We start from the raw sequence: 23,618 nt of genomic DNA, 5'->3' as shown, positions 1-23,618 counted from the left end.
CGAATTATCTGGGGTGGCGCTGGATACTCGACGCCGGACGCATCCGCTCCCCAGAAACATTGTTGAAGGCAACCATGGGAGAGTTCCCACACCTTACGGTGACATAGCCTAAAAAAACGCCGGACGATGCCGGCGTTTTTTAAGTGCTGCGCGCACTGCGCTGTCCATATATGTTAGTCGCGGATTTCCAGCGCCCGGTTCAGGCTCAGCGCGGCCAGCGAGGCAACGGCGCCTGACAGCAGGTAGAAACTGACATAGGCGAGGCCGAAGTTGGCCGACAGTCCCAGTGCCACCAGCGGGGCGAAGCCGGCACCCACCAGCCAGGCCAGGTCGGATGTCAGGGCAGCGCCCGTGTAGCGGAAGCGGGCAGGGAAGTTGGCCGTCACGGCGCCAGCTGCCTGGCCGTAGGACAGACCCAGCAGGCTGAAGCCGACGAGGATGAAGACGTCCTGGCCCGTATTGCCGCCGCCCATCAGGGTCGGCACGAAGGCGCTGAAGATGGCGATCAGCACGGCCAGCACGCCCAGGGTGGTGCGGCGGCCCACTTTATCGGCCAGCAAGCCGGAAATGACCACGCCGATGGCGGCCAGCACGGCGCCCACCATCTGCACTTGCAGGAAGTCCGATGCCGAACGCGTCTGGTAGACGGAAATCCACGACAGCGGGAACACCGTGACCAGATGGAACAGGGCGTAGCTGGCCAGCGCAGCGAGGGCGCCGATCAGCACGTTGCGGCCCTGGCCGCGGCTCATTTCAAACACGCTCACGGGCTGCAGTTCGCGTTCGTCGAGCAGACGCGCATATTCATTCGTCGACACCAGGCGCAAACGGGCAAACAGGGCCACCACGTTGATGGCGAAGGCGACATAGAACGGATAGCGCCAGCCCCAGTCGAGGAAATCTTCATCCGTCAGGGTGGTCAGCATGAACCAGAACAGGCCGGCGGCGATCAGGAAGCCGGTGGGCGCACCCAGCTGGCCCAGCATGGCGTACCATCCGCGCTTGTTCTCCGGCGCGTTCAGGGCCAGCAGCGATGGCAGGCCATCCCACGAGCCGCCCAGCGCCACGCCCTGGCCGATGCGCAGCACGGACAGCCAGATGATGGCGGCAAAGCCCAGGTGCGAATAGGTCGGCAGGAAGGCGATACCGGCCGTCGACACGCCCAGCAGGAAGAGGGCGATCGTCAGCTTGGCGCTGCGCCCCATGCGGCGCTGGATCTCCATGAAGATCACGGTGCCGAACGGACGGGCGATGAATGCAAACGAGAAAATCAGGAATGCATATAAAGTACCTTCCAGGCGTTCTTCAAACGGGAAGAAGACGCGCGGAAACACCAGCACCGAGGCGATGGCGTAGACAAAGAAGTCAAAGTATTCGGAAGCGCGGCCGATGATCACGCCGACGGCGATCTCACCGGGGTCGATATGCGATTCGACCGTGCCGGCCCCGCGTGCGTCGCGCAGGGAGTGGGGGGAAAAGTCGGCGGGTACATCCCCGCTGTGTGTGCGCGTGCTGGACATGATGATCGTCTCCAATATAGTTTCGAGTTCGGCCAACGCGTAACATACTCCGGGTGTCTCACGCCCGGAGTAGGACTATTCATCGGGTAGTCGTAGGAAAACTCCGCACGTACCCAGTGAAAGTCCGAGCAAGGGGGTGGACAAAACGTCCAATTGCCAACGCGCTCCAGTGAGAATACAGTACCATATCTTCATCCCCTGTACTGGACTTTCCTGTATGTTTTCATTAAAAGTTCGTCGCGGACTGCTACTCTTACCTCTCGCATTGTTGGCTGGTTGCAATACGGTGGTACTGAATGCGTCTGGTGACATTGCAGTTCAGCAAGGCAATCTGATTGTCATCTCGACATTGCTGATGCTGTTGATTATCGTTCCGGTAATCGCCCTGACCCTGCTGTTCGCATGGCGCTATAGAAAAAACAATACCGCGGCCAAATACGAGCCGGACTGGGACCACTCGACTCGCCTCGAGCTGATTATCTGGGGCGCGCCCCTGCTGATCATCATCGTGCTGGGCCTGCTGACCTGGATCAGCACCCACACCCTCGATCCATATCGCCCATTGAGCCGTATCGACGCCAACCGCCCGATTCCTGCCAGCCACAAACCGATGATCGTCGAAGTCGTGGCCCTGGACTGGAAATGGCTGTTCATCTACCCGGAGCAAGGCATCGCTTCCGTGAATGAACTGTACGCGCCCGTCGATCGTCCTATCCGCTTCAAGATCACCGCCTCGTCCGTCATGAACTCGTTCTTCATCCCCGCACTGGCAGGTCAGATCTACGCCATGCCGGGCATGGAAACGCAGTTGAATGCCGTCATCAACAAGCCTGGTGTCTACAAGGGCTTCTCCGCGAACTACAGCGGTGCCGGTTTCTCGGGCATGCGCTTCAAGTTCCACGGTGTCAATGATGCGGACTTCGATCAGTGGGTGGCATCGGCACGTGCCGGTGGCGGCGCGCTGAACCGCGACGACTACCTGTCGCTGGCCCAGCCTAGCGAACGCGATCCGGTGCGCCGCTACAGCGCCGTACCTAGCGATCTGTACAAGGCAATCCTGAACCGCACCATCGTTTCCGACGCCCTGTGCGTGACGCCGGTCGAGCCATACAAATTGACGATGGCAAATAGCCCGGTAGCGGCCGTAACGGCAGTAGTCGCTAGCGATGCAATAGTTGAAAAGGGCGTTCAAGCCAAGTAACGACTGCATGAATCCCGCAGCGCATTGCGCTGCAGATACTGGCGCCGCTTGCCTGGCGCCTCCCTTTTTTCTCTGAGAGTAACAATGCTAGACCATATTGATCTGACGAAGCTTATCTTCGGCCGTCTGACTTGGGATGCAATTCCATTTCACGAACCTATCCTGCTGGCGACCTTTGCTATGGTTGGCCTGGGCGGTATCGCACTCGTTGCGGCACTGACGTATTTCCGCGTCTGGGGTACCCTGTGGCGCGACTGGATCACCAGTATCGACCATAAAAAAATCGGTATCATGTACATGATCCTGGGCCTGGTCATGCTGCTGCGCGGCTTTGCCGACGCGCTCATGATGCGTACCCAGCAGGCGATCGCCTTTGGCGACAATGCCGGCTTCCTGCCACCCGATCATTACGACCAGATTTTCACCGCCCACGGCGTGATCATGATCTTCTTCGTCGCGATGCCTTTCGTGACGGGTCTGATGAACTACGTGGTGCCGCTGCAAATCGGCGCGCGCGACGTGGCTTTCCCTTTCCTCAATAACTTCAGCTTCTGGATGACCACCATGGGCGCCGCCCTGGTCATGGCTTCGCTGTTCGTCGGCGAATTCGCCCGCACGGGCTGGCTGGCATATCCACCGCTGTCGGGCATCGTCGGCAGTCCGGACGTGGGGGTAGACTATTACATCTGGTCCTTGCAGATTGCCGGGGTCGGGACGCTATTGTCCGGCGTCAACCTGATCGCCACCATCGTCAAGATGCGCGCGCCAGGCATGACCTGGATGAAAATGCCCGTCTTCACCTGGACCGCACTGTGCACCAACATCCTGATCGTCGCCGCCTTCCCGGTGCTGACGGCTGTGCTGGCCATGCTGTCGCTGGACCGCGTTGCAGGCTTTAACTTCTTCACGACGGAACTGGGCGGCAACGCCATGATGTACGTCAACCTGATCTGGATCTGGGGTCACCCAGAGGTCTACATCCTGATCTTGCCACTGTTCGGCGTGTTTTCCGAAGTCGTTGCCACCTTCAGCAGCAAGCGCTTGTTCGGCTACGCCTCGATGGTGTACGCCACCTGCGTCATCATGATTCTGTCGTACCTGGTATGGCTGCATCACTTCTTCACCATGGGTTCGGGCGCCAGCGTCAATTCCTTCTTCGGCATCACGACGATGATCATTTCGATCCCGACGGGCGCGAAGATCTTCAACTGGCTGTTTACCATGTACCGCGGCCGTATCCGTTTTGAGTTGCCCATGCTGTGGACGATCGGCTTCATGGTCACCTTCACCATCGGCGGCATGACCGGCGTGCTGCTGGCCGTACCACCAGCTGACTTCGTGCTGCATAACAGCCTGTTCCTGATTGCCCACTTCCATAACGTGATTATCGGCGGCGTGGTGTTCGGTGTGTTCGCTGCGATCAACTACTGGTACCCGAAAGCGTTCGGCTACAAGCTCGACGCGTTCTGGGGCAAATGCTCGTTCTGGTTCTGGTTCGTCGGCTTCTACCTGGCCTTCATGCCGCTGTACGTGCTGGGCCTGATGGGCGTGACCCGTCGTGTCAACCACTTTGAAGATCCATCCCTGCAAATCTGGACCATCATCGCCTGGTTTGGCGCCGTCTCGATCGCACTGGGCATCGGCTCCATGCTGATCCAGTTCTTCGTCAGCTACCGCAATCGTCACGCCCTGCGCGACGTGACCGGTGACCCCTGGGGTGGCCGTACGCTGGAATGGGCGACGTCGTCGCCTCCGCCAGACTATAATTTCGCCTTCACGCCACAAGTGCACGAACTCGATGCATGGACTGACATGAAGAAACACGGTTACCAGCGTCCGACGTCCGGTTTCACGAAGATCCACATGCCGAAGAACACCTGGGCTGGTTTCGTGATCGCCGCACTTTCCGCACTGGTCGGTTTTGGCCTGATCTGGCAAATGTGGCTCGTCGCCAGCATCGGCTTCGTGATCATGATGATTGCCATCATCGTCCATACCTTTAACTACAAGCGCGATTACTACATTCCTGCGGAAGAAGTGGTCCGTACCGAAGACGCTTACACTAAATTGCTGAGCAGCCATGTCTGATACCATCGCCCATAACACCGGCGCCGCTGGCGCCGCACCAAGCACGCGCAGCTACTTTGTGCGCGAGCACCACCCGGAAAACGGCAGCTTGCTGGGTTTCTGGCTCTACCTGATGAGCGATTGCCTGATCTTCGCCTGTCTGTTCGCCACGTATGCCGTGGTGGGCCGCAACTACGCGGACGGCCCGACGGGCGCCGCGCTGTTCGACCTGCCGCTGGTGGCCGTCAACACGGCCATGCTGCTGCTGTCGTCGATCACCTACGGCTTCGCCATGCTGGCCATGCAGCGCAAGCAATTGCGCAGCACCCTGGTCTGGCTGGGCATCACGGGCCTGTTCGGCCTGGCCTTCCTGTCGCTGGAAATGTATGAATTCATTCATCTGATCCACGAAGGCGCCGGTCCGCAGCGCAGCGCGTTCCTGTCGTCGTTCTTCGCGCTGGTCGGTACCCACGGTTTGCACGTGACGTTCGGCGTGATCTGGCTCGTGACCTTGATGTTCCAGTTGAACAAGCATGGTCTGACCCCGGAAAACGGCCGTCGCATGATGTGCCTGTCGCTGTTCTGGCACTTCCTGGACGTCATCTGGATCGGCGTCTTCACCTTTGTCTACCTGATGGGAGTGCTGCCATGAGCGACCACCACACACACGGCGATAGCCACCACCATGACCAACACGATCATGGCAGCCTGAAAAGCTACGCTATCGGCTTCATCCTGTCGGTGATCCTGACGGCCATTCCTTTCTGGCTGGTGATGACGAAAGCCATCACCAACTCGGGCACCATGGGCCTGGTCCTGCTGGCGTTCGCGGCTGTTCAAGTGGTCGTGCACATGGTGTACTTCCTGCACATGAACACCAAGTCCGAAGGCGGCTGGAACATGATGGCGCTGATCTTCACCATCATGATCGTGGGCATTGCCATGGCAGGATCCCTGTGGGTCATGTACCACATGAACCACAACATGATGCCGGATCTGATGCCTGAGTACATGCATACGAAAACGGCTCCATGATGAGTCAACCGCGCCCAAGCAACACCGGGCGCGCCCCTGGCGCCGCATCGCAAGATGCCGCGCCAGGCCCACGCGGCATGGCTGTGCGATATGCATTGGCCTTGCTGGCGGGGATCTTGTTTGCCGGTTTCTGTGCCCTGGGCACCTGGCAAGTCAAGCGCCTGTTCTGGAAGCTTGACCTGATCGAGCGCGTCGAACAACGCGTACATGCGCCCGCGACGGACGCACCTGGACCCGCAGCCTGGGCCAGCATTACGCCACAAACGGATGAATACCGCCATGTGCGACTCTCCGGTACGTATCTCCCCATTTTCAACACCCTGGTGCAGGCAACGACGGCACTGGGCAGCGGCTATTGGTTAGTGACGCCCTTGCGCCTGGCCGATGGCAGCACCGTGCTGGTCAACCGCGGCTTCGTGCCGAAACGTGAAAGCATCGCCGCCAGCACGCCTGCCGGCATCGTCCACGTCGACGGCTTGCTGCGCATCAGCGAGACGGGCGGCGGTTTCCTGCGTGAAAATAGTCCTGTCACGCAGCACTGGTATTCGCGCGACGTGGCCGCCATCGGTGCCTCGCACATGCTCACCAACGTGGCGCCATACTTTGTCGATGCGCAAGCCAAATCGGAAACGGCTGTTGATGCGCCCGTCGGCGGCCTGACCGTGATTTCCTTCCATAACAATCACCTCGTGTACGCCTTGACCTGGTTTGCCCTGGCCCTGATGGTGGCCGGCATCAGCTGGTGGATCGTGCGTGAAGACAAGCGCCGCCGTGCCCGTGGCGCCCAGCGCCAGGAAAGCGACCATGCCGGGCAGGATTGAGATCCTGCCCAACCGCGAGGTACTAGAACGCGGTGCCGTGGCAGCCGAGATGGAACATCCGGCCGGCCACCAGAACATGAAGCTGCTGATCCAGCTGCGCTGGCTGGCCGTCATCGGCCAGATCAGCACGATCTTCGGCGTGGGCGTGGGGCTGGGCATCGCCTTGCCAGTGCCCTACATGCTCGAAGTGCTGTCCTGCCTCATCGCCTTCAATTTAGCCAGCCTGCTGCGCTGGCACGAACGCCAGCCCGTTTCCAACACGGCCCTGTTCCTCGCTCTGCTGGTCGACGTCACCGTGCTGACGGCCCAGCTCTACCTGAGCGGCGGCATCAGCAACCCGTTTGCCTTCCTGTACTTATTACAAGTCATCCTCAGCGCCGTGCTGCTGGAAGTGTGGTCGACCTGGATCATGGTGGCCATCACCAGCCTGTGCCTGGCGGGCCTGGCCTTGCTGCCCGGCCCCCTGATCCTGCCGATCGACCCCGAACGGGGCTTTGCCAGCCTGTACGTGCAAGGCTTGCTGATTTGTTTTATCCTGAACGCCGCTCTGCTGGTGGTGTTCATCACCCGCATCAACCGCAACCAGCGCGCCGGCGACGCCAAGGTAGCCGATCTGCGCCAGCGCGCGGCGGAAGAAGAGCACATCATCCGCATGGGCTTGCTGGCCTCGGGCGCCGCGCACGAGCTTGGCACGCCGCTGGCAACGCTCTCCGTGATCCTCGGCGACTGGCGCCGCATGCCTGAACTGAGCAAGAACAGCGAATTACTGGAAGAAATCACGGAAATGCAGGCACAGTTGCAGCGCTGCAAAAGCATCGTCAGCGGCATTTTATTGTCGGCGGGCGAGGCGCGTGGTGAATCGTCCGTGAAGACGACGATCAACACCTTCCTCAACGACCTGGTCGACGAGTGGCGCGTCAGCCGCCCGATCCAGGGTTTTGAATACGATAACCGCATCGAGCAGGACGTGCCCGTCGTCTTCGATTCGACCCTGAAACAAACCATCTGCAATGTGCTCGACAATGCGCTGGAAGCGTCACCCGACTGGCTGCGCTTCGAAGCCACGCGCGAAGCGGACGCCTTGCATCTGGTGATTACCGATGCCGGCCCCGGCTTCGAGCCGTCGATGCTGACGCACCTGGGCAAACCGTATCAAAGCAGCAAGGGCAAGCCCGGCGGCGGCCTGGGTCTGTTCCTGGTGGTGAATGTTGCGCGTACCCTGGGCGGTACGGTGACGGCACGCAACCGCGTGCAGGGCGGGGCGGTGGTGCACCTGGCCTTGCCGCTGGCGGCCATCAAACTGGAAAGAGAAAGCGACCACCATGCAGGATGACCGTCTGTTACTGATCATCGAAGACGACGCCGCGTTTGCCCGCACCCTGGGCCGCTCGTTCGAGCGGCGCGGCTACCAGGTCATCCTGGCCACCAATTTCGACGAAGCGAGCGCCTTGCTGGAACAGCATTGCCCCGACTACGCCGTCGTCGACCTGAAACTCAATGGCAATACGTCGGGCCTGGCTTGCGTGCAGATGCTGCACCAGCACGACCCTGAAATGCTGATCGTCGTCCTGACGGGTTACGCCAGCATCGGCACGGCCGTCGAAGCAATCAAGCTGGGCGCCTGCCAGTACCTGGCGAAACCGTCCAACACCGATGACATCGAAGCGGCCTTCGGCCACGTGGCCGGCAACGCCGACATCGAACTGACGAACCGCGCCACCAACATCAAGACCCTGGAATGGGAACGCATCCACGAAATGCTGGCCGAGACGGATTTCAATATCTCGGAAACGGCCCGCCGATTGGGCATGCACCGGCGCACGCTGGCGCGCAAGCTGGAGAAGCAGCGGGTGAAATAGGCACTGCGATAGCTACAGTGCAGTCTAATCGTGGCCGAATGTCAGTTCGATGACGCTGTCGTCGCTCCAGTCCCGCTCCCGTAACGGCGGCGTGAACGACGATCCGCTGAATGGCACAGGCGCGCTTTTGCCGTTGAAGCTGATCGTTGCAGTGGCTATGCGCCGCGGTCCGGCAAAGCTGTAGGTGCCCTTTTGCGACACGAAATTGCACGGCCCGCCCAATGCGCCCATCGCCGTGCGCATGGCGAAAGGCAAGCTGTCCTTGTCGATGGCCCAATGGACTTCGCACGCCAGCCGCAGGTCGCCCAGGCGGCGGATGGTGTCGCTGGTTGCCGCACTGCGGATGTAGGGAATCCACCTGACCGACCCCGCCTTGCGGTTCACCGTCAGCTCGGCCTTTTCATACAGAGGACCCTGCCCGACGGGCAAGCTGAAGATATTGTGCTCGCCCAGCAGTATCGCCATGCCCGCCTCATCGCTTTCTAGCCGGAGCGCGATGGCGTGCATGTCGACGTCGGCACGGCGCGGTTCCAGGATGAAGCGCAGCTCCGCGCCAGGCGCCAGTGCATGCTTTTCCTCGAAGCGTTTGACGCCCTTGAGCATGGCACCGTAGGGCTTCCAGTCCGGGTCCCGGATGCCTTTTACACTGACTGACGCTGCCGCATCCTGGCCAGATGGCTCCACGGCTTGATCAGTATCAACATCGGCCTGTACCGCAGCGCCGCACAAACACAGCAGAAGACCAGCGATTGCACGCATACCCATCTTTCTATTCATGAATGAAAACGTGAGTGTAGAAAAAAACAGAGGTACGAGCCGGTTTTTAAGACAGAGTGTCAATTGGGATGAATGAAGTGCTTGAGATCGCTGTTTTTCTACACTATGCGCATTTGTATTTACCTCAATGCCGCCGCCAGCCATTCCATCTTCTGCACCTGGATATGCGGATGGCTTTCCAGCGCTTCCCATTCCGGCAGGAATACAAAACCCTGCTTCTGGTAAAAGGCGGCCGCGCGCGCATTCTCGGGTGCCACGCCGAGTACCAGCCGCGCATGGCCATTGTTCACGGCACATTGTTTCACGGCCTCGACCAGCCCCTGCGCCACGGCCATGCCTCGATATTCGGACTGTACCCACATGGCGATCAGGTGGCATTCGCCATTGCCTGCCACCACTTGTGCGGCGAGGCCGATGGCTTGCTCGCCCTCGATGGCGAGGAAAAACGTGCGTTGCGGTGTGCTGATGGCGCGCTGCTGCCAGTCGGCATCGGAAAAAGCGGCTGCGCTGGCGTGGCTGGCGCCAAAGGCGGTGGGGGCATCAAGCAGGGCGGCCAGGCGCGTGGCTTTCAGGGCCGGCCAGTCGCTGGCGGTGGTGGCGCGAATGTGCATGGTCGTCTATCCGGGAGTGGGTGATGCGATGGCGCCGGCGCGGGATGGGTCTAGCCCGCGTCCCGCAAGGTCTTCTGTGCTTGCAGGCAGTTGCTCATGTAAGCGCTATCGGCGCCGCGCTCGTTGCTTGCGGCCTTGGTGGCACGCAGCACGGCTTCGAGGTCGTCCAGCGACGTGGTAGCGCGCATTTCCTCGATGCTGGGCCCCAAAGCGCAGGCGCAGAGGTTTTTCATCTTGGGGACGATGCTCTGGGTCCATTCTGGCATCTTTTCCAGATGCGCGAGCGTTTGCGCATGATCGGTGAAATTGGCGCCCTGGGTATTGGCCTTGTCCATGTATATCTGGATCGCCGGTTCCGTTTGGGAGCGCATGCAACTGTTCATGACCGTTTCGATAAGGCCGGCCCGGAACTCATTAAATGGCAGTGGCTCCTTGGCGGCCACGCCGTGCAATGGCAGGGTGAGCAGTGAAACTATGGCGATCCAGTGCTTTGGTGTCAAACGCATGACTTTATTTCTTTGCATGAAAACCTGCATGATAAGCCACATTTCCTATCGGCAACAAGCTATTGCAAGCCCATGCCTGGAACTGGGCGGATGGAATGCTGTCCAGCGCTGCTGCCGGAGGAGCGATCCAGCTTGCCGCGTCAGGACTGGTCCCACACTTCAATCGTCAGCAGTTGCTCGGGCGCACAGGCGGCGATGCGTTCCCGATACATGGTGATGCTGCCGGGCCAGCCAGTGAGTTTATCTTGCGGAAAGTCGCCATCCTGCGCCTCGGCGATGCCCGCCAGCAGCAGGGGCGCGATGATGTCCGCCGAGGCCGTGTAGCGGTTGGGGAAACCGTTGAAGGTCAGCTGGGTCGCCTTGCCTTGTGTGCACAATTGCGCGATCCAGTCCGCGCCGAACAGGCCCGCTTCCCAGGTGGCGAGAAACGCTTGCTTGTTGACTTTCGTCATATCGGCCATCTGTTCGGGCGTGTCTGTCGAGATAATGCTCCACCAGCCTGACATGGGGTTTTCCTTTAAAAAAGTTATCGGGTCATGGCGCGGCGCAGCACGTAGCTGAGCCCATCGACGGCGGCCACCATCAGCAACATGGCGACGATGACAGTGGCGGCGGCCTGCATCTGGAACAGCGACAGATGGTATTTCAGCATCTGCCCCAGGCCGCCCGCACCCACGACGCCGAGGATGGCGGCGGCGCGGATATTGTTTTCCCAGCGGTAGAGGGTGTAGGACATCATCTGCGGGCTGCACTGCGGCAAGGTCGCATACAGGAAAGCCACGGCGGGCCGCGCGCCATTGATGCGCAAGGTGGCAGCGGGCAAGGGCGGGCAATTCTCAAACGCATCGGCAAACAAGCGTCCCAGCACGCCCACCGTGTGCAAGGCCAGCGCCAGGGTGCCCGCGAAAGGGCCCAGGCCGGCGGCGATCAGCAGGATCGAGGCCCACACCAGCTCGGGAATCGAGCGCAGCACGTTGAGCACGGCGCGCGTGGCATTGCGCGCCAGCTTGCCGAAACGGCCGCTGGCGGGCAGGGCCAGCAGCGCACCCAGCACGGCCGCGATCACCGTGCCGATGGCCGACATGGCCAGGGTTTCAAAGGTGGCGACGCCGACTTTCATCAAAAAGTTGGGCGCCACTTCGGGCGGGGCGAAGCCGTGCAGGAAGTCGGCGCTGGTGCGCACGGCGTCGGCACTGAAGAACTCGCCCCATTTCAAGGGCAGGGTGGCGAAGCTGGCGGTGACCAGCAGTAATAAACCAGTCAGCAAGGCCCAGGTCGACCAGCGCACCGGGGCAGGGATGGGTAGCAAAGTTGATTCTTGCTTCATGCCAGCCTCCGGCGCAGCATGGCGGAAACGGCGTCGGCGCCCGCCACCAGCAGCACGAAGACCATCAGCATGGTGGCCAGTTCATTGCCGGCCATCATTTTCATCGATTCATCCATGCGCTGGCCCAAACCGCCCGCGCCGACAAAACCCATGACGACGGAGCCGCGGATCGCGCATTCCCAACGGTAAATCGTGTACGACACGAGTTCGGCAGCCGATTCCGGCAGGGCGCCATACAGCAAGGCTTTCAAGCGGCCACTGCCATTGTGGAGCAGGGCGTTGCAGGCAGCGGCATCCGACGATTCGAGGATTTCCGCATACACCTTGCCCAGCATGCCGCAATAGGTGAGGGCGATGGCGATCACGCCCGCCGTCGGTCCCAGGCCGACGATGCGCACCAGCAATAATGCCCATACCAGTTCAGGCACGCTGCGCAGCAGCACCAGCAAGGCGCGCACGGCGTGGCGCACGCTAGCAGCCAGGGGCGAGACGGTGCCGCTGCCGATGCGCGAAATAGACAAGCGTTCCGTCACCAGCAGGGTCAGGGGGATGGCGCCCAGCATGGCCAGCGCCATGCCGGCCGTGGCCATGGCGATGGTTTCCCAGCTGGAAATGGCCACCAGCTGCAAAAATTCCAGCGAGTGGGAGGGCGGCACGAAGCTGGCTAGGAATTGCCAGGTGGCTGCCAGGCTTTGCGCATCCCATAGAATCCACGGCTTGAATTCAGCCTGCACCAGCATCGGCCATAGCACGATGAGGATGACGGCGGCCCCGATCAGGCGGCCGCGCCAGGCAGGGTCGCGCGGCATGGCGGCGTTGGCGCTCTTCAGCAAAGGGGCCTCGCGGCGTCCAGGTTCGCTGCCACGGCCTCGAACTGGGGCGCGGGGTCGGCCTTGTTGCGGTACAGCTGTTCTATCATGGCGTCGCTTACATCGGCGCCAGGCAAGTCGAAGACGATCTTGCCATCGCGCAAAGCGACGATGCGCGCAAAGCAGGCGCGGGCGATATCCACCTGGTGCAGGCTGCAGATCAGGGTGGCATTGCGCGCTGTCGCTTCTGCCTGCAGCACATTGATCGTCTGCAAAGCGAGTGTGGGGTCGAGCGCGGACAACGGTTCGTCGACGAGGAACACTTCCGCATTCGACACGAGCGCGCGGGCCATGCCGCAGCGCTGGCGTTCGCCGCCGGACAGGCGGTCGACCCGCGCATACAATTTGTCCTGCAGCTCGAATTTACCCAGGGCTTCCCACGCGGCGCGCGGGTCGACGGGTGCCAGCAGCGAGCGGATGGCCATCCACAAGCTCCATTGCGGCAAGCGGCCCGCCAGCACGGCGTTGACGACCCTCTGGCGCGGCGGCAGCGGCGGCGTTTGCGGCGCCAGGAAGAGGCGCGCGCGCAAGGCATGGCGTTCGCCGCTGGCAATCTGCCAAGGGGAAGTGCCGAGGATGTTCAGGCTGCCCGATTCAGGGCGCAGTGCGCAGGCCAGCGTATGCAGCAAGCTGGTCTTGCCGGCGCCCGAGGGGCCGATCACGGCGATCTGTTCGCCCTGGGCCACGTCCAGGTCCAGCTCGCGCAGTGCCAGCGCATTGCTGGCGGCGCCCGCGTGGTGGACGCTGACCTTGTGAAGTTGGAATGTCATGCGATGTTTCGATGTAAAACTATTGTTAACCCCAGAGCAAGGACCGGGGTCGGACCCTCAGGGTCCGACCCCGGCTCTTCGCCCTTGGGTTGGGAAAACCACTGGCCAGGAAGCGTTGATTCTTACTTCAACAAACCGGCATCGCGCGCGGCCGCTTCGATATCCTTGTAGTTCTCGGCCTTGGTCGGGATGAACTTCGTGGCGCGTTGCAGTTCGAGGATTTCCTTGCCTTCAGGCGTGGATGGGTCCAGCGCCAGGAAGGCGTCCGTCAGCTTCTTGCGCACGACGGGATTCATGTCGGCGCGCACGCTCCAGTTGTAGTCGTAGTAGCCGGGCGTCGTGTAGAACACGCGCACCTTGCTTGGATCGACCTTTTTCGCTTCCACCAGCTTTTCCCACACGGAAATGTTCAGGGTTCCCGCATCGACCTTGCCGCCGGCCACGGCCGCGACGGTGGCGTCATGCGCTCCGGAAAACGCGATGCGCTTCATGTCCGTGTCCGGGTTGATCTTGGCGGCCAGCAAGTAGTAGCGCGGCATCAAGTGGCCCGAGGTCGACGATTCCGAGCCGAACGTGAAATTCTTGCCTTTCAGGTCGGACAGCTGATTGATGTCCTTGCTGGTGGTGACGAACACGGAGCGGAATTTCGTGTCTTCTTCGCGCTGCACCAGGGGCACGATCTTGCCGCCGCTGCGCACATTCGCTTGCACAAACGTGAAACCGCCGAACCAGACCATGTCGAGCTTGTTATTGATCAAGCCTTCCACGGACGCCGCGTAATCGGTGACCGGCGTGAATTCCACCTTCATGCCCAGTTTTTTCTCCAGATAGCTGCCCAGCGGCTTGAACTTGCGCTGCAATTCCGTCGGCGCTTCGTCGGGGATGGCGGACACGCGCAACACTTGCTGCGCCTGCGCCAGGCCGCTGTGGATGGCCAGGGTGGCGGCGACGGTGGCCAGGATGGCGGGCAATTTTGAGAATGTGGTCATGGAGCTGCCTTTAAGAAAATTGTTGATTGAATTGTTCATTAATATACGGAAACCCCGGTACTGCCATCCTGCATCTCGCCGATGACGACGGCGTCGCCAAAGCCTTCTGCGCGGAAAATCGCCAGCACTTGCTCGACGGCTTCCGGCGCACACGCCACCAGCAGGGGGCCTGCCGTTTGCGGGTCCGTCAGGATCGCCTTGTCGATGGCGCTCAGACTGTCGGCCAGCGCCACTTGCGCGCCGTAACCTTGCCAGTTGCGGCCGGAGGCGCCCGTGATGTTGCCATTCTGCGCCAGTTGCTGCACTTGCGGCAGCAGCGGCACGTCATGCATGGCGATGCGCGCCTGCAATTTGGCGCCGCGCGCCAGTTCCAGGGTGTGACCCAGCAAACCAAAGCCCGTCACGTCCGTCAGCGCATGCACGCCATCGAGCAGGGCCAGTTTCTTGCCCGGGGTATTCAGTTTGGTGGTGTTATCGATCAGCGAGGCGTAGCCAGCCGCGTCCAATGCATTTTTCTTCAGCGCGGCCGATAAAATGCCCACGCCGATCGGCTTGCCCAATACCAGTTTATCGCCGGCGCGCGCGCCCGCGTTGCGTTTGACTTGCGAGGGATGCACCAGGCCCAGCACGACCAGGCCGTAGATCGGCTCGACGGAATCGATGGTGTGGCCGCCCGCGATGGGGATGCCGGCCTGGGCGCAAATGGTTTCGCCGCCCTTCAAGATGAGGCCGATGGTTTCCACCGGCAGCTTGTTGATCGGCATGCCCACCAGGGCCAGCGCCATGATAGGCGTGCCGCCCATGGCGTACACGTCGGAAATGGCGTTGGTGGCGGCGATGCGGCCAAAGTCGAACGGGTCATCGACGATGGGCATGAAGAAATCCGTGGTGGCGATCAGTGCCTGCTCGTCGTTGAGCAGGTAGACGGCCGCGTCATCCGAGGTTTCTATGCCGACCAGCAATTCCTTCGGCAGGGGAAAGCCGCCGCTGCCCTTTAAAATGTCGGCCAGCACGCCAGGCGCAATTTTGCAGCCGCAGCCGCCGCCATGGGCAAATTCGGTCAATCGGATGGGGGTTGGAACGCTATCGGACATGGTCGTCATCCTGCTCAAAAAGGTCATTGGAAGCTACGCCGGCGCTTACGCGGCGCTGGCGGTACGGGGCTCGCCGACGATAGCACATAATGCGCGCGCGGCTTGCTCAAAGGCATGTTCTGAAATGTCGGGCAAGACCAGCGGCGTCGCCTGGGCGTAGCGGCTGAAGTTGCGGGCGATCGATTGCCGGTAGACGGGGTCGTAATGCTGCACCAGCAACTCTTCCACCAGCTCGGCCATGCGGCCCGAAGTGCCCAGTTGCTGCCAGTGGGCAATTTTCTCCCTGCCATGCAGCTGCGTCAACAGGGCCAGCTGCACGTTCAGGCGGGCCGGGTCGCCGACGAAATGCGCATAGTCTTGCATCAGCAACTGCACGCGTCGGGCCGTATCGAGCCGCACGTCCGTGCAGGCGGAAGCGCGCATCTTTTCCATCAGCGCATCGGGCACGCGCAAACGGCCCACTTTCTTGCTTTCGGACTCGATGAATACGGGCAGCGCCGGGTCAAAAGTACGCAGTTGCTGCCACAGCGCGCTTTCAAACGCTTTTTGCGCTGGTTGCTCTTCCTCGGGCAAACCGCCCAGCACGGAGCCGCGGTGCGCCGCCAGGTCTTCCAGGTCGATTACTTGCGCGCCTTGTTTGTCGAGTACCTGCAGCAAACGGCTCTTGCCGCTGCCCGTGGGACCGCACAGCACGTTGATGAAGTCGAAGCGTTCGGGCAGGGTGGCCAGCTCGGCGTTCACATGGCGCCGGTATTCCTTGTAGCCGCCGTCGAGCTGCGTGACGGGCCAGCCGATGCGCGCCAGGATGTGCGCCATGGCGCCGCTGCGGTTGCCACCGCGCCAGCAGTAGACTAGCGGCTTCCAATCGTGCGGGTGACCGAGGAAACCGTCTTCGATATGCCGCGCGATATTTTTCGCCACCAGTGCCGCGCCCAGCTTCTTCGCCTCGAAGGCGCTGGTCTGCTTGTATAAAGTGCCCACGCGCACGCGCTGCTCGTCGTCCAGCACGGGCAGGTTGATAGCGCCCGGCAAGTGGTCTTCCGCGAACTCGGACGGGCTGCGCACGTCGATGATGGCATCGAACTCGTGCAGGCGGGGCAGGATGTCGCTGAAAGGCAGGACTGCAGGGTATTTCATCGTGGCGCGGCTGCTTGGAATGGGGAAAGACGTATTATCCCCGATAAACGCCGCCGGTGTGGCGGTTTAGCCCAGCAGATGCCCCAGCAGCGGCGCCAGCAGCACCGTCACGATGCCCGAAAAGATCATCGTCAGGCTGGCAACGGCACCTTCTTCCGTACCCACGCGGCGCGCCACGGATAAGCCAAAGCCGTGGGCCGCCGCGCCATACGGGGCGCCACGAGCGATGCGCATGCGCAAGGGCAGCAGTTTTAATAACGGTTTACCCAGCATCAAGCCGAACAAGCCCGTCATCACCACGAAGATGCCCGTCAGCTGCGCCGAGCCGCCCATGTGGCGTGACGCTTCCAGCGCGAATGGCGTCGAGACAGACCGCGCCAGCAGGCTGCGCGCCATGTCGCCGTGCACGCCCAGCAGCCTGTCCAGCAGCAGGGTGGCGCCCACGGAGGCGACGATGCCGGCGCAGCTGCCAAGGCTCAGGGCCAGCCAGTGCTTGCGGATCAGTTTGCGCTCCTGGAAGATGGGCAGGGCGAACGCAATGGTGGCCGGCCCCAGCAGCCACGGCAGCCAGCGCGTTTCGCCGAAATACGTGGCAAATGGCGTCGAGGTCGCCTGCACGATGACGATCAATATCGCCGAGGTACAGATGGCGGGCGTCAGCAAAAAATGCGGATGGCGGCGGTGCACGGCCTGGTTGGCATAGAACAGCACCAGGGTCAGCAGCAAAAACAGCAGGGACAGCACCAGGGTGCTCATGCTGCCGCCCTGGCTGTGCGCTGGCGCACGAGTTTTTGCAGGCGCAACTTGCGTTCATAGCGGCATACCCATTCCACGGTCAACGCCGTGGCCAGCATCACGCTGGCAAAGCCCAGGCCGATATTCACGAACAGCATCAGACCTTGCGATTTCAACAGTTGCGTAAATTGCACCACGGAGACGACCAGCGGGATAAAGAATAGCAGCATGTTGGCCAGCAACCAGTTCGCGCCCAGTTCGATGGCGGCCGGACGCACCCATCCCGACAGCAGCAGGGCCACCAGCACGAACAGTCCCACAACACCGCCGGAAAACGGCAAGTGCAGGGCGGATGCGGCCGCGTCGGCCAACCACCAGGCGGCAATCAAGATGCCCACTTGCCACGCGGTCTGCACGGGCTGGCGCCAGGCGTGGGCATGCATCAAGGGCGTCGAGACAGGGTGTTGCAGGGCAGGGGCTTTCACGGCGGGCTTTCAAACGGCTGGGGGAAGTCTTCATTGTAGTGACCGCACATCAAAAGATAAAATGACTTAAACTCATGATTATCATTCGATATTGGAATGCCTCATGGATATCCGCTCCTTGCGCTACTTCGTCGAAGTGGTCGAGCAAGCCAGTTTTACGCGCGCGGCCGCCAAGCTGCACGTGACGCAGCCCACCGTCAGCAAGATGGTCCAACAGCTGGAGCAGTCGCTGGACCTGGCCTTGCTGGACCGCGCCGGCAAGCGTTTTACCTTGACGGACGCCGGCAAGGTGGTGCTGGCGCGCGCGCATGAGTTGCTGGCCCTGCACGCGGAACTGAAGGTGGAATTGCGCGACCTGCAAGAGCTGGAGCGGGGAGAGTTGCGCGTGGGCGTGTCACCGCAGACGCATTCCACCTTGGCGCCATGGCTGGCCGAATACCATCAGCGCTATCCGGGCATCGAGCTGAAGATGTATGAAAGCGGCACGCAAGCCATCGAGCGCGACTTGCGCACCGGCACGGTGGAGCTGGGCACCATGCTCGACTATCCGGGCAATGCGGCCACCTGGCAGGATTTCGACGCCTTGCCCCTCGTGCGCTCTCCGCTGTGCCTGCTAGCCGCGCCCGGCTCGCCGTGGCAGGGGCGCGCCTCGGTGGCCCTGGCCGAGCTAGCCGACAGTCCATTCATCTTCTATGGCGCCGCGTTTGCCCTGAACGATATCGTGCAGGACGCCTGCCAGCGGGCCGGTTTCGCCCCGCGCATCACGGGCCGCAGCGGCCAGTGGGATTTCATCGCCTCGCTGGTGCGGCTAGGCGTGGGCATCTGCCTGCTGCCGAAGATGTATTGCGACACGCTTGATGCTGCGCAGTTTGCCGTCATTCCCCTGGCTGGCCCGCCCGTGGAATGGAATCTGATGCTGGCCTGGCGCCGCGGCGGGCGGTTGTCGTTCGCTGCGCGCGCCTGGCTGGACCTCGTCAGGGCGCGCATGGCAGACGCGGCACGTTTACAATAGGCGTACGCCAACTTCCGCCCGACCAGATGAACATCAACGTTAAAGCCAAGGCTACAGTCAAAATCAAACGCACCGCCGCCTCGCTGCTGCTGGGATTGTTATGCACCGTGGGCCTGATGAGCGAAATGGGCTACGCCCAGGCCGCGCTTCCCGTGTATGGTTATTTCGTCAAGAATACTTATCCGCACGACCCCCAGGCCTTCACCCAGGGCTTGCTGTTCAAGGATGGGTACCTGTATGAAAGCACGGGCCAGAATGGCCAGTCCTCGCTGCGCAAGGTGGAATTGACGACGGGCAAGGTCCTACAGAAAAGCATGCTCGACAAAAAAGTGTTCGGCGAAGGCATCACGGACGTGGGCGATGACATCCTGGGCCTGACGTGGATATCGCAGACCGGCTATGTGTTCGACCAAAAGACGTTCAAACTCAAACGCACTTTCAGCTACCAGGGCGAAGGCTGGGGCCTGGCCAGCGATGGCAAATTCGTCTACATGAGCGACGGCACTTCGGCCATCCGCGTGCTCAATCCGAAAACACTGGCCGAGGCGCGCCGCTTCGAGGTGAAGGCGGAAGGCCGCCCCATCGACCGCCTGAATGAACTGGAAATGGTCGATGGCGAACTGTACGCCAATGTGTGGGGCGCCGACGTGATCGCCCGCATCGACCCGGTCAGCGGAAAAGTTGTTGGCTGGATCGACTTGACGGGCTTGCTGCCGCCGGGGCAGCGGGGCACGGCCAATCCCGACGCCGTGCTCAACGGCATCGCCTGGGATGCACGGGGCAAGCGCTTGTTTGTCACGGGCAAACTGTGGCCGAAGCTGTTCGAAATCGAGCTGATCGAAATCCAGCGCCATTGATGTTTCCTACCGGACAGTGTTGCTGGCGAGGAATCGTCTATGATGTGCATCCTTCGCCCCGTGCGACCTTTACAGGATGCCATGCTGTCCCTATCTTTATGTCGTCTGGCGGCCGCCGCCACCCTGGTTGCCGCCATCTTGCCTGCCGCGCAGGCGCAAGCGCCGTATGTGCCGGTGACCAAGCAATACGGCGACTTTGTCGTCACGAATGACCGCCACGACTCGCTCGTCACTTTGTCTTTCCGCCAGCACGGCTACTGGCCCGGCGGCGCGCGCGAAGTGGTGGAAGTGCGCCCCCTCAAAGCCACGCGCGAGGGCCAGCCCATGCTGCTGGCGTTTACCAAGGGTTATACGGGGCAGGGCACCATACTCATCGCCGTGCAGAATGGCGAACCGCTGATGCGCCCCCTCAGTCCCATGCAGCGCGACAGCATGGTGCGCACGGAGCGCGACCCCGAATGGGGCGTTCCGCAGCCGGGCCGTCCCGAAGTACTGCTGTTTGCCCGCGACGGCCGCGCGCTCGATACGGGCACGGGCGAGCTGCTGTGGTTTGACATGCCGGACACCGTCACTGGCGATTACGCGCCCGCCATGCTGGTCTCCGTTTCGCCCGACGGGCTGCGCGGCGCCTATCTCGCCAGGAAACTGACCAAGTTGCAAGTCATCGTTGCCACGCGCGACGACGGCGTGGCCGGGGTCCTGGCCTTGCCGCCCGACACCTATCAACGGTGGTTGAAGCCCTTGTCGGAGGCGGCTTCCGAACAGGCGGGCGCCGCCATCAAGGCGCGCCAGGGCCGCACCGATTCGAACCGCATCCGGCGCGAGCTGGAACTGGCCTGGTTCGGCCAGCAATTTCAATGGAAACAAGGCAAGAATGGCTGGCAAGTGACGGGGCTGGGCCTCAGTTCAACGCCGCCGGAAGGAAAACAGCCATGACAAACCCTAAACTTCTCGCCGGCTGCCTCGCCGCGTCCTTGCTGGCCGGCTGCGTGCACGGCGAAATGTTCCCCAAGGATTATCTGGCACAAGATATCGACAAGCAACAGGCGTTGCTGGAACTGGACGTGGTCTTCGAGCAAGCGCCCGATGACAAGCTGACGTCGCGCGTGACGGCCCGCAACACGGTGGAATACGGGGGCGCGCCGCATATCGTCGTGCCGTTCTACCAGAACGGACTCGGTTTCGACCAGGGTTTCGCTGGCACTTACATGTTTGCCGTGGTGTATCCGGTTGCCAAGATCGAGACTGCCACGGCCAGCAGCCGCGTCTTCGGCCAGAAACTCGAAGGCCAGCAGCCGGGCAGTCCGCGTTACCGCTTCCGTGTGCCGGGCAAGGCGCAGTGGAACAGCAATGAAACGTTCATGCTGGGCTTTGAGCGCAAGGGCCGCCGCGAAGAAATCACTTTCCGCTTCAGCAACGAGAAAAGCTGCCCGTCCGCCTTCCTGGCCACGACGCCAAAATATGGCTTCCCCATCAAGGTTGTCGCCACGTTCAAGGATAATAAAGGCTGCCTGAAAGTGTGCGACAGCCGCGACCAATGGCCGGGCTTTTGCGCTTACCAGCCACCACCGGCGGCTTGATCGCTACGCGGCCGAGCAATACCTGCAGACGTAAAAAAGGCCGATGGAAATCGGCCTCGATGACAACTATAGGCGTTGCTTAGCGGTAAAACGCTTCGACTTTGCCCTTCAGCTTGATCTGCAGCGGACGGCCGCGGCGGTCGAGGGACTTGGTGGAAGCGACCTTGATCCAGCGTTCGCTAATGCAATATTCTTCCACGTCAAGACGTTCCTTGTCGTTGAAGCGGATGCCGACGTCATTCTCGAACACGGCTGCAACGTGGTAAGGGCTGCTAGGGTCGATCGACAGGCGATCGGGCAATGGGGGTAAGGTGGTGGTATCGTTCATGGGCGTAATTATCACCCAGAATGCGGATCCAGACAACGGCCTTTCGCACGTCACCCGTCGGACCGCCCATGAAATGGCGGGCCTGGCCCTACGGTACCCATGGGCCGGCACGGCACTGCCGCACCGGTCCATGCTATAGCGGAGTCCCGGCAGATTTGCCGGCAATCATACGATTCGGCACTCAGGATTTGTCATCATGCTTGTGGCTTTGACGTCCCGTTTCCCGTCCCGTTTCCACATGCTGCTCATGCGCGCCGCCGCGCGAACCGGCGCCGGAACCCGCTTGTTCGCTGGCGCTCCTGCCCAGGCCCATTTGTTGCGAAGCAGATTGCTTGTTGCCGTCATTCTTGTGGCTTTGGCGGCCCGCCTCGACATGCTGGTCCGGCTTGCCGCCCTGGGTGCCACCAGATGACTGGCGGTTGCCGGATGGCTTGTCCGACTGTTGATTGCCCGATTGTGGTTTGCTCGACTGCTTGCCACTTTTGTCGTTGCTGTTTGAAGTCATGATCGTTACCCCTATGGTTAGTCTGCGCCATCATCCGCACCAAGGATGGCGTGAGGATGGATAAGGATGCTGTTGCCTGCTGGCCTCCGGCACCGTGCGGCACCCGCCGTGCAGCACCGTTAAGGCCATTTTCGCTGCCTGACGTTGGCTTAACCATAGGGGTACTCGCTGTCGCCACGTAGGAAAACTCCGTGGTGCGTGACAACCATTTCTGCATTGCATTTTTACAGATGCCGTGTTTCCTGCGGCGGCGTGTCCCACTCGTCATGCCTGCCATCGATAAAGGTGACTGGCACCTGGGCCAGTTCAGCCACCGACGCGTCATCGAGGCAACTGACGCTGATGCCGACAAACGCACCGCTGCCGGCAGAATCGCCGTGTCCAAACGGGCGCACGCCGCAATGGCGGCAAAAATAGTGGCGCTCGCGGCCGGCGCCGAAGCGGTATTCGCTCAAGTCCGCCTCTCCGGCCAGCAGGCGGAAGGCCGTGGGCGGCACCAGACTGGCCCAGCAGCGCACCTTCAGGCAAAAGGAACAGTTGCAGCGCAGGCTGGGGATCGCCAGGTCGATCTCGGCCGCGAAGCGCACGGCACCGCAGTGACAACTGCCATGGTAGGTTTTTTTCATCGTGGCCCACTTTACAGGGATGCCGTACTGTCATGCAACTGCTGGCATGGCAAGAGTGTGGCATGCAACAGGCTGCGCACTATAATGGCGCCTGTTCAAAAGAGAGGAGTCGCAGCATGGAAATGAGCATGACCGACAGCCTGCGGCAACAGGCATATGCACAGGCGGCCGCCTTCGTGCACACGCTCGACCGGCGCGATCCTGTTGCGCTGCAACGCGACTGGTCTCTGTCGCCAGCCGTGGCCGAGGAGATCCTCGAGATGCTCGACAGCTATTTTTCGGCAAACCAGGCGCTGTCGCTGGCACCGCTGGCGCAGGCCTTTATGCCGGGCAAGGGCGGCCGTCCTGCCGTCGATGTGTATGCCACCGACGCGGGGCCGCTGGGTCTGGAATGCCTGTTGCTGGCCGATGGCAAGCCGGGCGAAGCAACCTTGCACCTGGAAATGTCCGGCCACGATGGCGCGTTGCGGCTGCGTTACCACTACATCGGATCCTGAGAGCACCATGACTGAACTGATCAGCGAAACACAACAGCGCATCTGCGACAAATTCGGCTTGCCGGCGCAGGCGTCCGAGCCCATGGTGGCCCTGGCCATCGGCAGCCTGGACCAATCGCCCATCTACGGCACGCGCATCGTGCTGCCGGAAAATGGCACCATCAGCTGGTTCATCCACTGCGGCGAACACGACGATGCCAGCGGCTTTTACCAGCCCCTGCATGCGGAACACCTGCGCGAGATGCTGCCGCAGGTGGTCGATTACCTGGCCTTGCCCAGCGGCGCCAAATTCATTCTCGACCGCGAAGGCTATGAAGACGTGTGGCTGGAAGAGTAACTTTCTTACCTGTAAGATTGTCGTTGACGTTGATAAATAGGTATGGGATGCTGCTGTTCCGTTTTCTCTTGCT

General features: G+C 61.5%; 29 protein-coding genes and 1 pseudogene. 14 read left to right on the top strand and 16 right to left on the bottom strand.

Annotated features, from left to right (window positions below):
* Positions 1-107: pseudogene (locus ACQ4WN_RS17815) on the top strand (IS1595 family transposase); the annotation flags it as partial.
* Positions 108-173: 66 nt separating this feature from the next.
* On the opposite strand, the gene ACQ4WN_RS17810 reads toward ACQ4WN_RS17815, so the two are convergent.
* Positions 174-1,520 carry an MFS transporter gene (locus tag ACQ4WN_RS17810; RefSeq protein WP_436552745.1) on the bottom strand — a complete coding sequence of 449 codons (1,347 nt, stop codon included), beginning with the start codon at positions 1,518-1,520 and terminating at the stop codon, positions 174-176.
* Positions 1,521-1,737: 217 nt separating this feature from the next.
* On the opposite strand from ACQ4WN_RS17810, the gene cyoA reads away from it, so the two are divergent.
* The 7 genes from cyoA (at position 1,738) to ACQ4WN_RS17775 (ending at position 8,503) form a co-directional block, all read left to right on the top strand.
* On the top strand, positions 1,738-2,721 hold the full coding sequence (gene cyoA / locus ACQ4WN_RS17805) for a ubiquinol oxidase subunit II (RefSeq protein WP_436552744.1): 984 nt from the start codon (positions 1,738-1,740) through the stop codon (positions 2,719-2,721).
* Positions 2,722-2,805: 84 nt separating this feature from the next.
* A complete protein-coding gene (cyoB, locus tag ACQ4WN_RS17800) occupies positions 2,806-4,809 on the top strand; it encodes a cytochrome o ubiquinol oxidase subunit I (protein WP_436552743.1) in 2,004 nt (667 codons plus the stop codon).
* Positions 4,802-5,440 carry a cytochrome o ubiquinol oxidase subunit III gene (gene cyoC / locus ACQ4WN_RS17795; protein ID WP_071077269.1) on the top strand — a complete coding sequence of 213 codons (639 nt, stop codon included), beginning with the start codon at positions 4,802-4,804 and terminating at the stop codon, positions 5,438-5,440. The genes cyoB and cyoC overlap by 8 nt, the downstream gene beginning before the upstream one ends.
* Positions 5,437-5,823, top strand: coding sequence for a cytochrome o ubiquinol oxidase subunit IV (gene cyoD / locus ACQ4WN_RS17790; RefSeq protein WP_092797724.1), 387 nt, complete (start codon positions 5,437-5,439; stop codon positions 5,821-5,823). The genes cyoC and cyoD overlap by 4 nt, the downstream gene beginning before the upstream one ends.
* Positions 5,820-6,644: an SURF1 family protein gene (locus ACQ4WN_RS17785; protein WP_436552742.1), complete on the top strand. Its 825-nt coding sequence runs from the start codon at positions 5,820-5,822 to the stop codon at positions 6,642-6,644. The genes cyoD and ACQ4WN_RS17785 overlap by 4 nt, the downstream gene beginning before the upstream one ends.
* Positions 6,628-7,977 (top strand): ATP-binding protein, encoded by a 1,350-nt coding sequence (locus ACQ4WN_RS17780; RefSeq protein ID WP_436552754.1) that lies wholly within the window; start codon positions 6,628-6,630, stop codon positions 7,975-7,977. The genes ACQ4WN_RS17785 and ACQ4WN_RS17780 overlap by 17 nt, the downstream gene beginning before the upstream one ends.
* Positions 7,967-8,503, top strand: a complete 537-nt coding sequence (locus ACQ4WN_RS17775) for a response regulator transcription factor (protein WP_099377157.1) — start codon at positions 7,967-7,969, stop codon at positions 8,501-8,503. Before ACQ4WN_RS17780 ends, ACQ4WN_RS17775 begins: the two co-directional genes overlap by 11 nt.
* Positions 8,504-8,527: 24 nt before the next feature.
* On the opposite strand, the gene ACQ4WN_RS17770 is transcribed toward ACQ4WN_RS17775, so the two are convergent.
* The 12 genes from ACQ4WN_RS17770 to ACQ4WN_RS17715 all read right to left on the bottom strand — a co-directional run bounded on the left by ACQ4WN_RS17770 (position 8,528) and on the right by ACQ4WN_RS17715 (position 17,803).
* Positions 8,528-9,262 carry a hypothetical protein gene (locus tag ACQ4WN_RS17770; protein ID WP_436552741.1) on the bottom strand — a complete coding sequence of 245 codons (735 nt, stop codon included), beginning with the start codon at positions 9,260-9,262 and terminating at the stop codon, positions 8,528-8,530.
* Positions 9,263-9,399: 137 nt separating this feature from the next.
* Positions 9,400-9,891 (bottom strand): GNAT family N-acetyltransferase, encoded by a 492-nt coding sequence (locus ACQ4WN_RS17765; protein ID WP_436552740.1) that lies wholly within the window; start codon positions 9,889-9,891, stop codon positions 9,400-9,402.
* 50 nt (positions 9,892-9,941) lie between these two features.
* Positions 9,942-10,397, bottom strand: coding sequence for a hypothetical protein (locus tag ACQ4WN_RS17760; RefSeq protein WP_436552739.1), 456 nt, complete (start codon positions 10,395-10,397; stop codon positions 9,942-9,944).
* Between the two features lie 140 nt (positions 10,398-10,537).
* Positions 10,538-10,903, bottom strand: a complete 366-nt coding sequence (locus ACQ4WN_RS17755) for a hypothetical protein (RefSeq protein WP_436552738.1) — start codon at positions 10,901-10,903, stop codon at positions 10,538-10,540.
* Positions 10,904-10,923: 20 nt separating this feature from the next.
* Positions 10,924-11,724 carry a phosphonate ABC transporter, permease protein PhnE gene (gene phnE, locus ACQ4WN_RS17750; protein ID WP_436552737.1) on the bottom strand — a complete coding sequence of 267 codons (801 nt, stop codon included), beginning with the start codon at positions 11,722-11,724 and terminating at the stop codon, positions 10,924-10,926.
* Positions 11,721-12,533, bottom strand: a complete 813-nt coding sequence (locus ACQ4WN_RS17745; protein WP_436552753.1) for a PhnE/PtxC family ABC transporter permease — start codon at positions 12,531-12,533, stop codon at positions 11,721-11,723. The genes phnE and ACQ4WN_RS17745 overlap by 4 nt, the downstream gene beginning before the upstream one ends.
* A 17-nt stretch (positions 12,534-12,550) precedes the next feature.
* Positions 12,551-13,363 carry a phosphonate ABC transporter ATP-binding protein gene (locus ACQ4WN_RS17740; protein WP_436552736.1) on the bottom strand — a complete coding sequence of 271 codons (813 nt, stop codon included), beginning with the start codon at positions 13,361-13,363 and terminating at the stop codon, positions 12,551-12,553.
* A 122-nt stretch (positions 13,364-13,485) separates the two neighbouring features.
* Positions 13,486-14,352, bottom strand: coding sequence for a putative selenate ABC transporter substrate-binding protein (locus ACQ4WN_RS17735; RefSeq protein WP_436552735.1), 867 nt, complete (start codon positions 14,350-14,352; stop codon positions 13,486-13,488).
* A gap of 38 nt (positions 14,353-14,390) precedes the next feature.
* Positions 14,391-15,446, bottom strand: coding sequence for a selenide, water dikinase SelD (selD, locus tag ACQ4WN_RS17730; protein ID WP_436552734.1), 1,056 nt, complete (start codon positions 15,444-15,446; stop codon positions 14,391-14,393).
* Positions 15,447-15,491: 45 nt separating this feature from the next.
* The gene (gene mnmH, locus ACQ4WN_RS17725) at positions 15,492-16,583 is read right to left on the bottom strand and encodes a tRNA 2-selenouridine(34) synthase MnmH (RefSeq protein WP_436552733.1); all 1,092 of its coding nucleotides are present in this window, start codon (positions 16,581-16,583) and stop codon (positions 15,492-15,494) included.
* Positions 16,584-16,649: 66 nt separating this feature from the next.
* Positions 16,650-17,339 carry an LrgB family protein gene (locus ACQ4WN_RS17720; protein ID WP_436552732.1) on the bottom strand — a complete coding sequence of 230 codons (690 nt, stop codon included), beginning with the start codon at positions 17,337-17,339 and terminating at the stop codon, positions 16,650-16,652.
* Positions 17,336-17,803, bottom strand: a complete 468-nt coding sequence (locus tag ACQ4WN_RS17715; RefSeq protein ID WP_436552731.1) for a CidA/LrgA family protein — start codon at positions 17,801-17,803, stop codon at positions 17,336-17,338. Before ACQ4WN_RS17715 ends, ACQ4WN_RS17720 begins: the two co-directional genes overlap by 4 nt.
* Before the next feature lie 103 nt (positions 17,804-17,906).
* Between ACQ4WN_RS17715 and ACQ4WN_RS17710 the strand changes: the two genes are divergently transcribed.
* From ACQ4WN_RS17710 to ACQ4WN_RS17695, 4 genes are read left to right on the top strand one after another with little or no spacing between them, the layout of a single operon-like run.
* Positions 17,907-18,815: a LysR family transcriptional regulator gene (locus ACQ4WN_RS17710; protein ID WP_436552730.1), complete on the top strand. Its 909-nt coding sequence runs from the start codon at positions 17,907-17,909 to the stop codon at positions 18,813-18,815.
* A gap of 26 nt (positions 18,816-18,841) precedes the next feature.
* Positions 18,842-19,672: a glutaminyl-peptide cyclotransferase gene (locus ACQ4WN_RS17705; RefSeq protein WP_436552729.1), complete on the top strand. Its 831-nt coding sequence runs from the start codon at positions 18,842-18,844 to the stop codon at positions 19,670-19,672.
* Positions 19,673-19,711: 39 nt separating this feature from the next.
* Positions 19,712-20,608 carry a hypothetical protein gene (locus ACQ4WN_RS17700; RefSeq protein WP_436552728.1) on the top strand — a complete coding sequence of 299 codons (897 nt, stop codon included), beginning with the start codon at positions 19,712-19,714 and terminating at the stop codon, positions 20,606-20,608.
* Complete coding sequence (locus ACQ4WN_RS17695; protein WP_436552727.1) at positions 20,605-21,252, top strand: hypothetical protein; 648 nt, start codon at positions 20,605-20,607, stop codon at positions 21,250-21,252. Before ACQ4WN_RS17700 ends, ACQ4WN_RS17695 begins: the two co-directional genes overlap by 4 nt.
* 79 nt (positions 21,253-21,331) lie before the next feature.
* Here the strand turns inward: ACQ4WN_RS17695 and ACQ4WN_RS17690 are convergent, their stop codons facing one another.
* The 3 genes from ACQ4WN_RS17690 to ACQ4WN_RS17680 all read right to left on the bottom strand — a co-directional run bounded on the left by ACQ4WN_RS17690 (position 21,332) and on the right by ACQ4WN_RS17680 (position 22,711).
* Positions 21,332-21,580, bottom strand: a complete 249-nt coding sequence (locus ACQ4WN_RS17690) for a DUF3297 family protein (protein ID WP_010398340.1) — start codon at positions 21,578-21,580, stop codon at positions 21,332-21,334.
* A 181-nt stretch (positions 21,581-21,761) separates the two neighbouring features.
* Positions 21,762-22,085, bottom strand: coding sequence for a hypothetical protein (locus ACQ4WN_RS17685; protein WP_436552726.1), 324 nt, complete (start codon positions 22,083-22,085; stop codon positions 21,762-21,764).
* A 224-nt stretch (positions 22,086-22,309) separates the two neighbouring features.
* A complete protein-coding gene (locus tag ACQ4WN_RS17680; protein WP_436552725.1) occupies positions 22,310-22,711 on the bottom strand; it encodes a GFA family protein in 402 nt (133 codons plus the stop codon).
* Positions 22,712-22,827: 116 nt separating this feature from the next.
* Here ACQ4WN_RS17680 and ACQ4WN_RS17675 point away from each other — a divergent pair, with 116 nt between their 5' ends.
* Positions 22,828-23,208, top strand: a complete 381-nt coding sequence (locus tag ACQ4WN_RS17675; protein WP_436552724.1) for a hypothetical protein — start codon at positions 22,828-22,830, stop codon at positions 23,206-23,208.
* Positions 23,209-23,215: 7 nt separating this feature from the next.
* Complete coding sequence (locus ACQ4WN_RS17670) at positions 23,216-23,545, top strand: immunity protein Imm33 domain-containing protein (RefSeq protein ID WP_436552723.1); 330 nt, start codon at positions 23,216-23,218, stop codon at positions 23,543-23,545.
* Positions 23,546-23,618: the final 73 nt, after the last annotated feature.

The organism is Janthinobacterium pasteuri (assembly GCF_051380775.1).
Taxonomy (GTDB): domain Bacteria; phylum Pseudomonadota; class Gammaproteobacteria; order Burkholderiales; family Burkholderiaceae_D; genus Janthinobacterium.
This window is presented reverse-complemented; position numbering and strand designations above follow the sequence as displayed.

Coding starts and splice junctions, on each gene's coding strand:
- ACQ4WN_RS17745 (WP_436552753.1), bottom strand. CDS start 12,533: ATGCCGCGCGACCCTGCCTGGCGCGGCCGCCTGATCGGGGCCGCCGTC.
- ACQ4WN_RS17735 (WP_436552735.1), bottom strand. CDS start 14,352: ATGACCACATTCTCAAAATTGCCCGCCATCCTGGCCACCGTCGCCGCC.
- ACQ4WN_RS17765 (WP_436552740.1), bottom strand. CDS start 9,891: ATGCACATTCGCGCCACCACCGCCAGCGACTGGCCGGCCCTGAAAGCC.
- ACQ4WN_RS17770 (WP_436552741.1), bottom strand. CDS start 9,262: ATGCGTGCAATCGCTGGTCTTCTGCTGTGTTTGTGCGGCGCTGCGGTA.
- ACQ4WN_RS17760 (WP_436552739.1), bottom strand. CDS start 10,397: ATGCGTTTGACACCAAAGCACTGGATCGCCATAGTTTCACTGCTCACC.
- ACQ4WN_RS17780 (WP_436552754.1), top strand. CDS start 6,628: ATGCCGGGCAGGATTGAGATCCTGCCCAACCGCGAGGTACTAGAACGC.
- ACQ4WN_RS17710 (WP_436552730.1), top strand. CDS start 17,907: ATGGATATCCGCTCCTTGCGCTACTTCGTCGAAGTGGTCGAGCAAGCC.
- ACQ4WN_RS17755 (WP_436552738.1), bottom strand. CDS start 10,903: ATGTCAGGCTGGTGGAGCATTATCTCGACAGACACGCCCGAACAGATG.
- phnE (WP_436552737.1), bottom strand. CDS start 11,724: ATGAAGCAAGAATCAACTTTGCTACCCATCCCTGCCCCGGTGCGCTGG.
- ACQ4WN_RS17690 (WP_010398340.1), bottom strand. CDS start 21,580: ATGAACGATACCACCACCTTACCCCCATTGCCCGATCGCCTGTCGATC.
- ACQ4WN_RS17810 (WP_436552745.1), bottom strand. CDS start 1,520: ATGTCCAGCACGCGCACACACAGCGGGGATGTACCCGCCGACTTTTCC.
- ACQ4WN_RS17705 (WP_436552729.1), top strand. CDS start 18,842: ATGAACATCAACGTTAAAGCCAAGGCTACAGTCAAAATCAAACGCACC.
- ACQ4WN_RS17695 (WP_436552727.1), top strand. CDS start 20,605: ATGACAAACCCTAAACTTCTCGCCGGCTGCCTCGCCGCGTCCTTGCTG.
- ACQ4WN_RS17700 (WP_436552728.1), top strand. CDS start 19,712: ATGATGTGCATCCTTCGCCCCGTGCGACCTTTACAGGATGCCATGCTG.
- ACQ4WN_RS17775 (WP_099377157.1), top strand. CDS start 7,967: ATGCAGGATGACCGTCTGTTACTGATCATCGAAGACGACGCCGCGTTT.
- ACQ4WN_RS17675 (WP_436552724.1), top strand. CDS start 22,828: ATGGAAATGAGCATGACCGACAGCCTGCGGCAACAGGCATATGCACAG.
- ACQ4WN_RS17740 (WP_436552736.1), bottom strand. CDS start 13,363: ATGACATTCCAACTTCACAAGGTCAGCGTCCACCACGCGGGCGCCGCC.
- ACQ4WN_RS17670 (WP_436552723.1), top strand. CDS start 23,216: ATGACTGAACTGATCAGCGAAACACAACAGCGCATCTGCGACAAATTC.
- mnmH (WP_436552733.1), bottom strand. CDS start 16,583: ATGAAATACCCTGCAGTCCTGCCTTTCAGCGACATCCTGCCCCGCCTG.
- cyoA (WP_436552744.1), top strand. CDS start 1,738: ATGTTTTCATTAAAAGTTCGTCGCGGACTGCTACTCTTACCTCTCGCA.
- cyoB (WP_436552743.1), top strand. CDS start 2,806: ATGCTAGACCATATTGATCTGACGAAGCTTATCTTCGGCCGTCTGACT.
- ACQ4WN_RS17680 (WP_436552725.1), bottom strand. CDS start 22,711: ATGAAAAAAACCTACCATGGCAGTTGTCACTGCGGTGCCGTGCGCTTC.
- ACQ4WN_RS17685 (WP_436552726.1), bottom strand. CDS start 22,085: ATGACTTCAAACAGCAACGACAAAAGTGGCAAGCAGTCGAGCAAACCA.
- cyoC (WP_071077269.1), top strand. CDS start 4,802: ATGTCTGATACCATCGCCCATAACACCGGCGCCGCTGGCGCCGCACCA.
- ACQ4WN_RS17720 (WP_436552732.1), bottom strand. CDS start 17,339: ATGAGCACCCTGGTGCTGTCCCTGCTGTTTTTGCTGCTGACCCTGGTG.
- cyoD (WP_092797724.1), top strand. CDS start 5,437: ATGAGCGACCACCACACACACGGCGATAGCCACCACCATGACCAACAC.
- selD (WP_436552734.1), bottom strand. CDS start 15,446: ATGTCCGATAGCGTTCCAACCCCCATCCGATTGACCGAATTTGCCCAT.
- ACQ4WN_RS17785 (WP_436552742.1), top strand. CDS start 5,820: ATGATGAGTCAACCGCGCCCAAGCAACACCGGGCGCGCCCCTGGCGCC.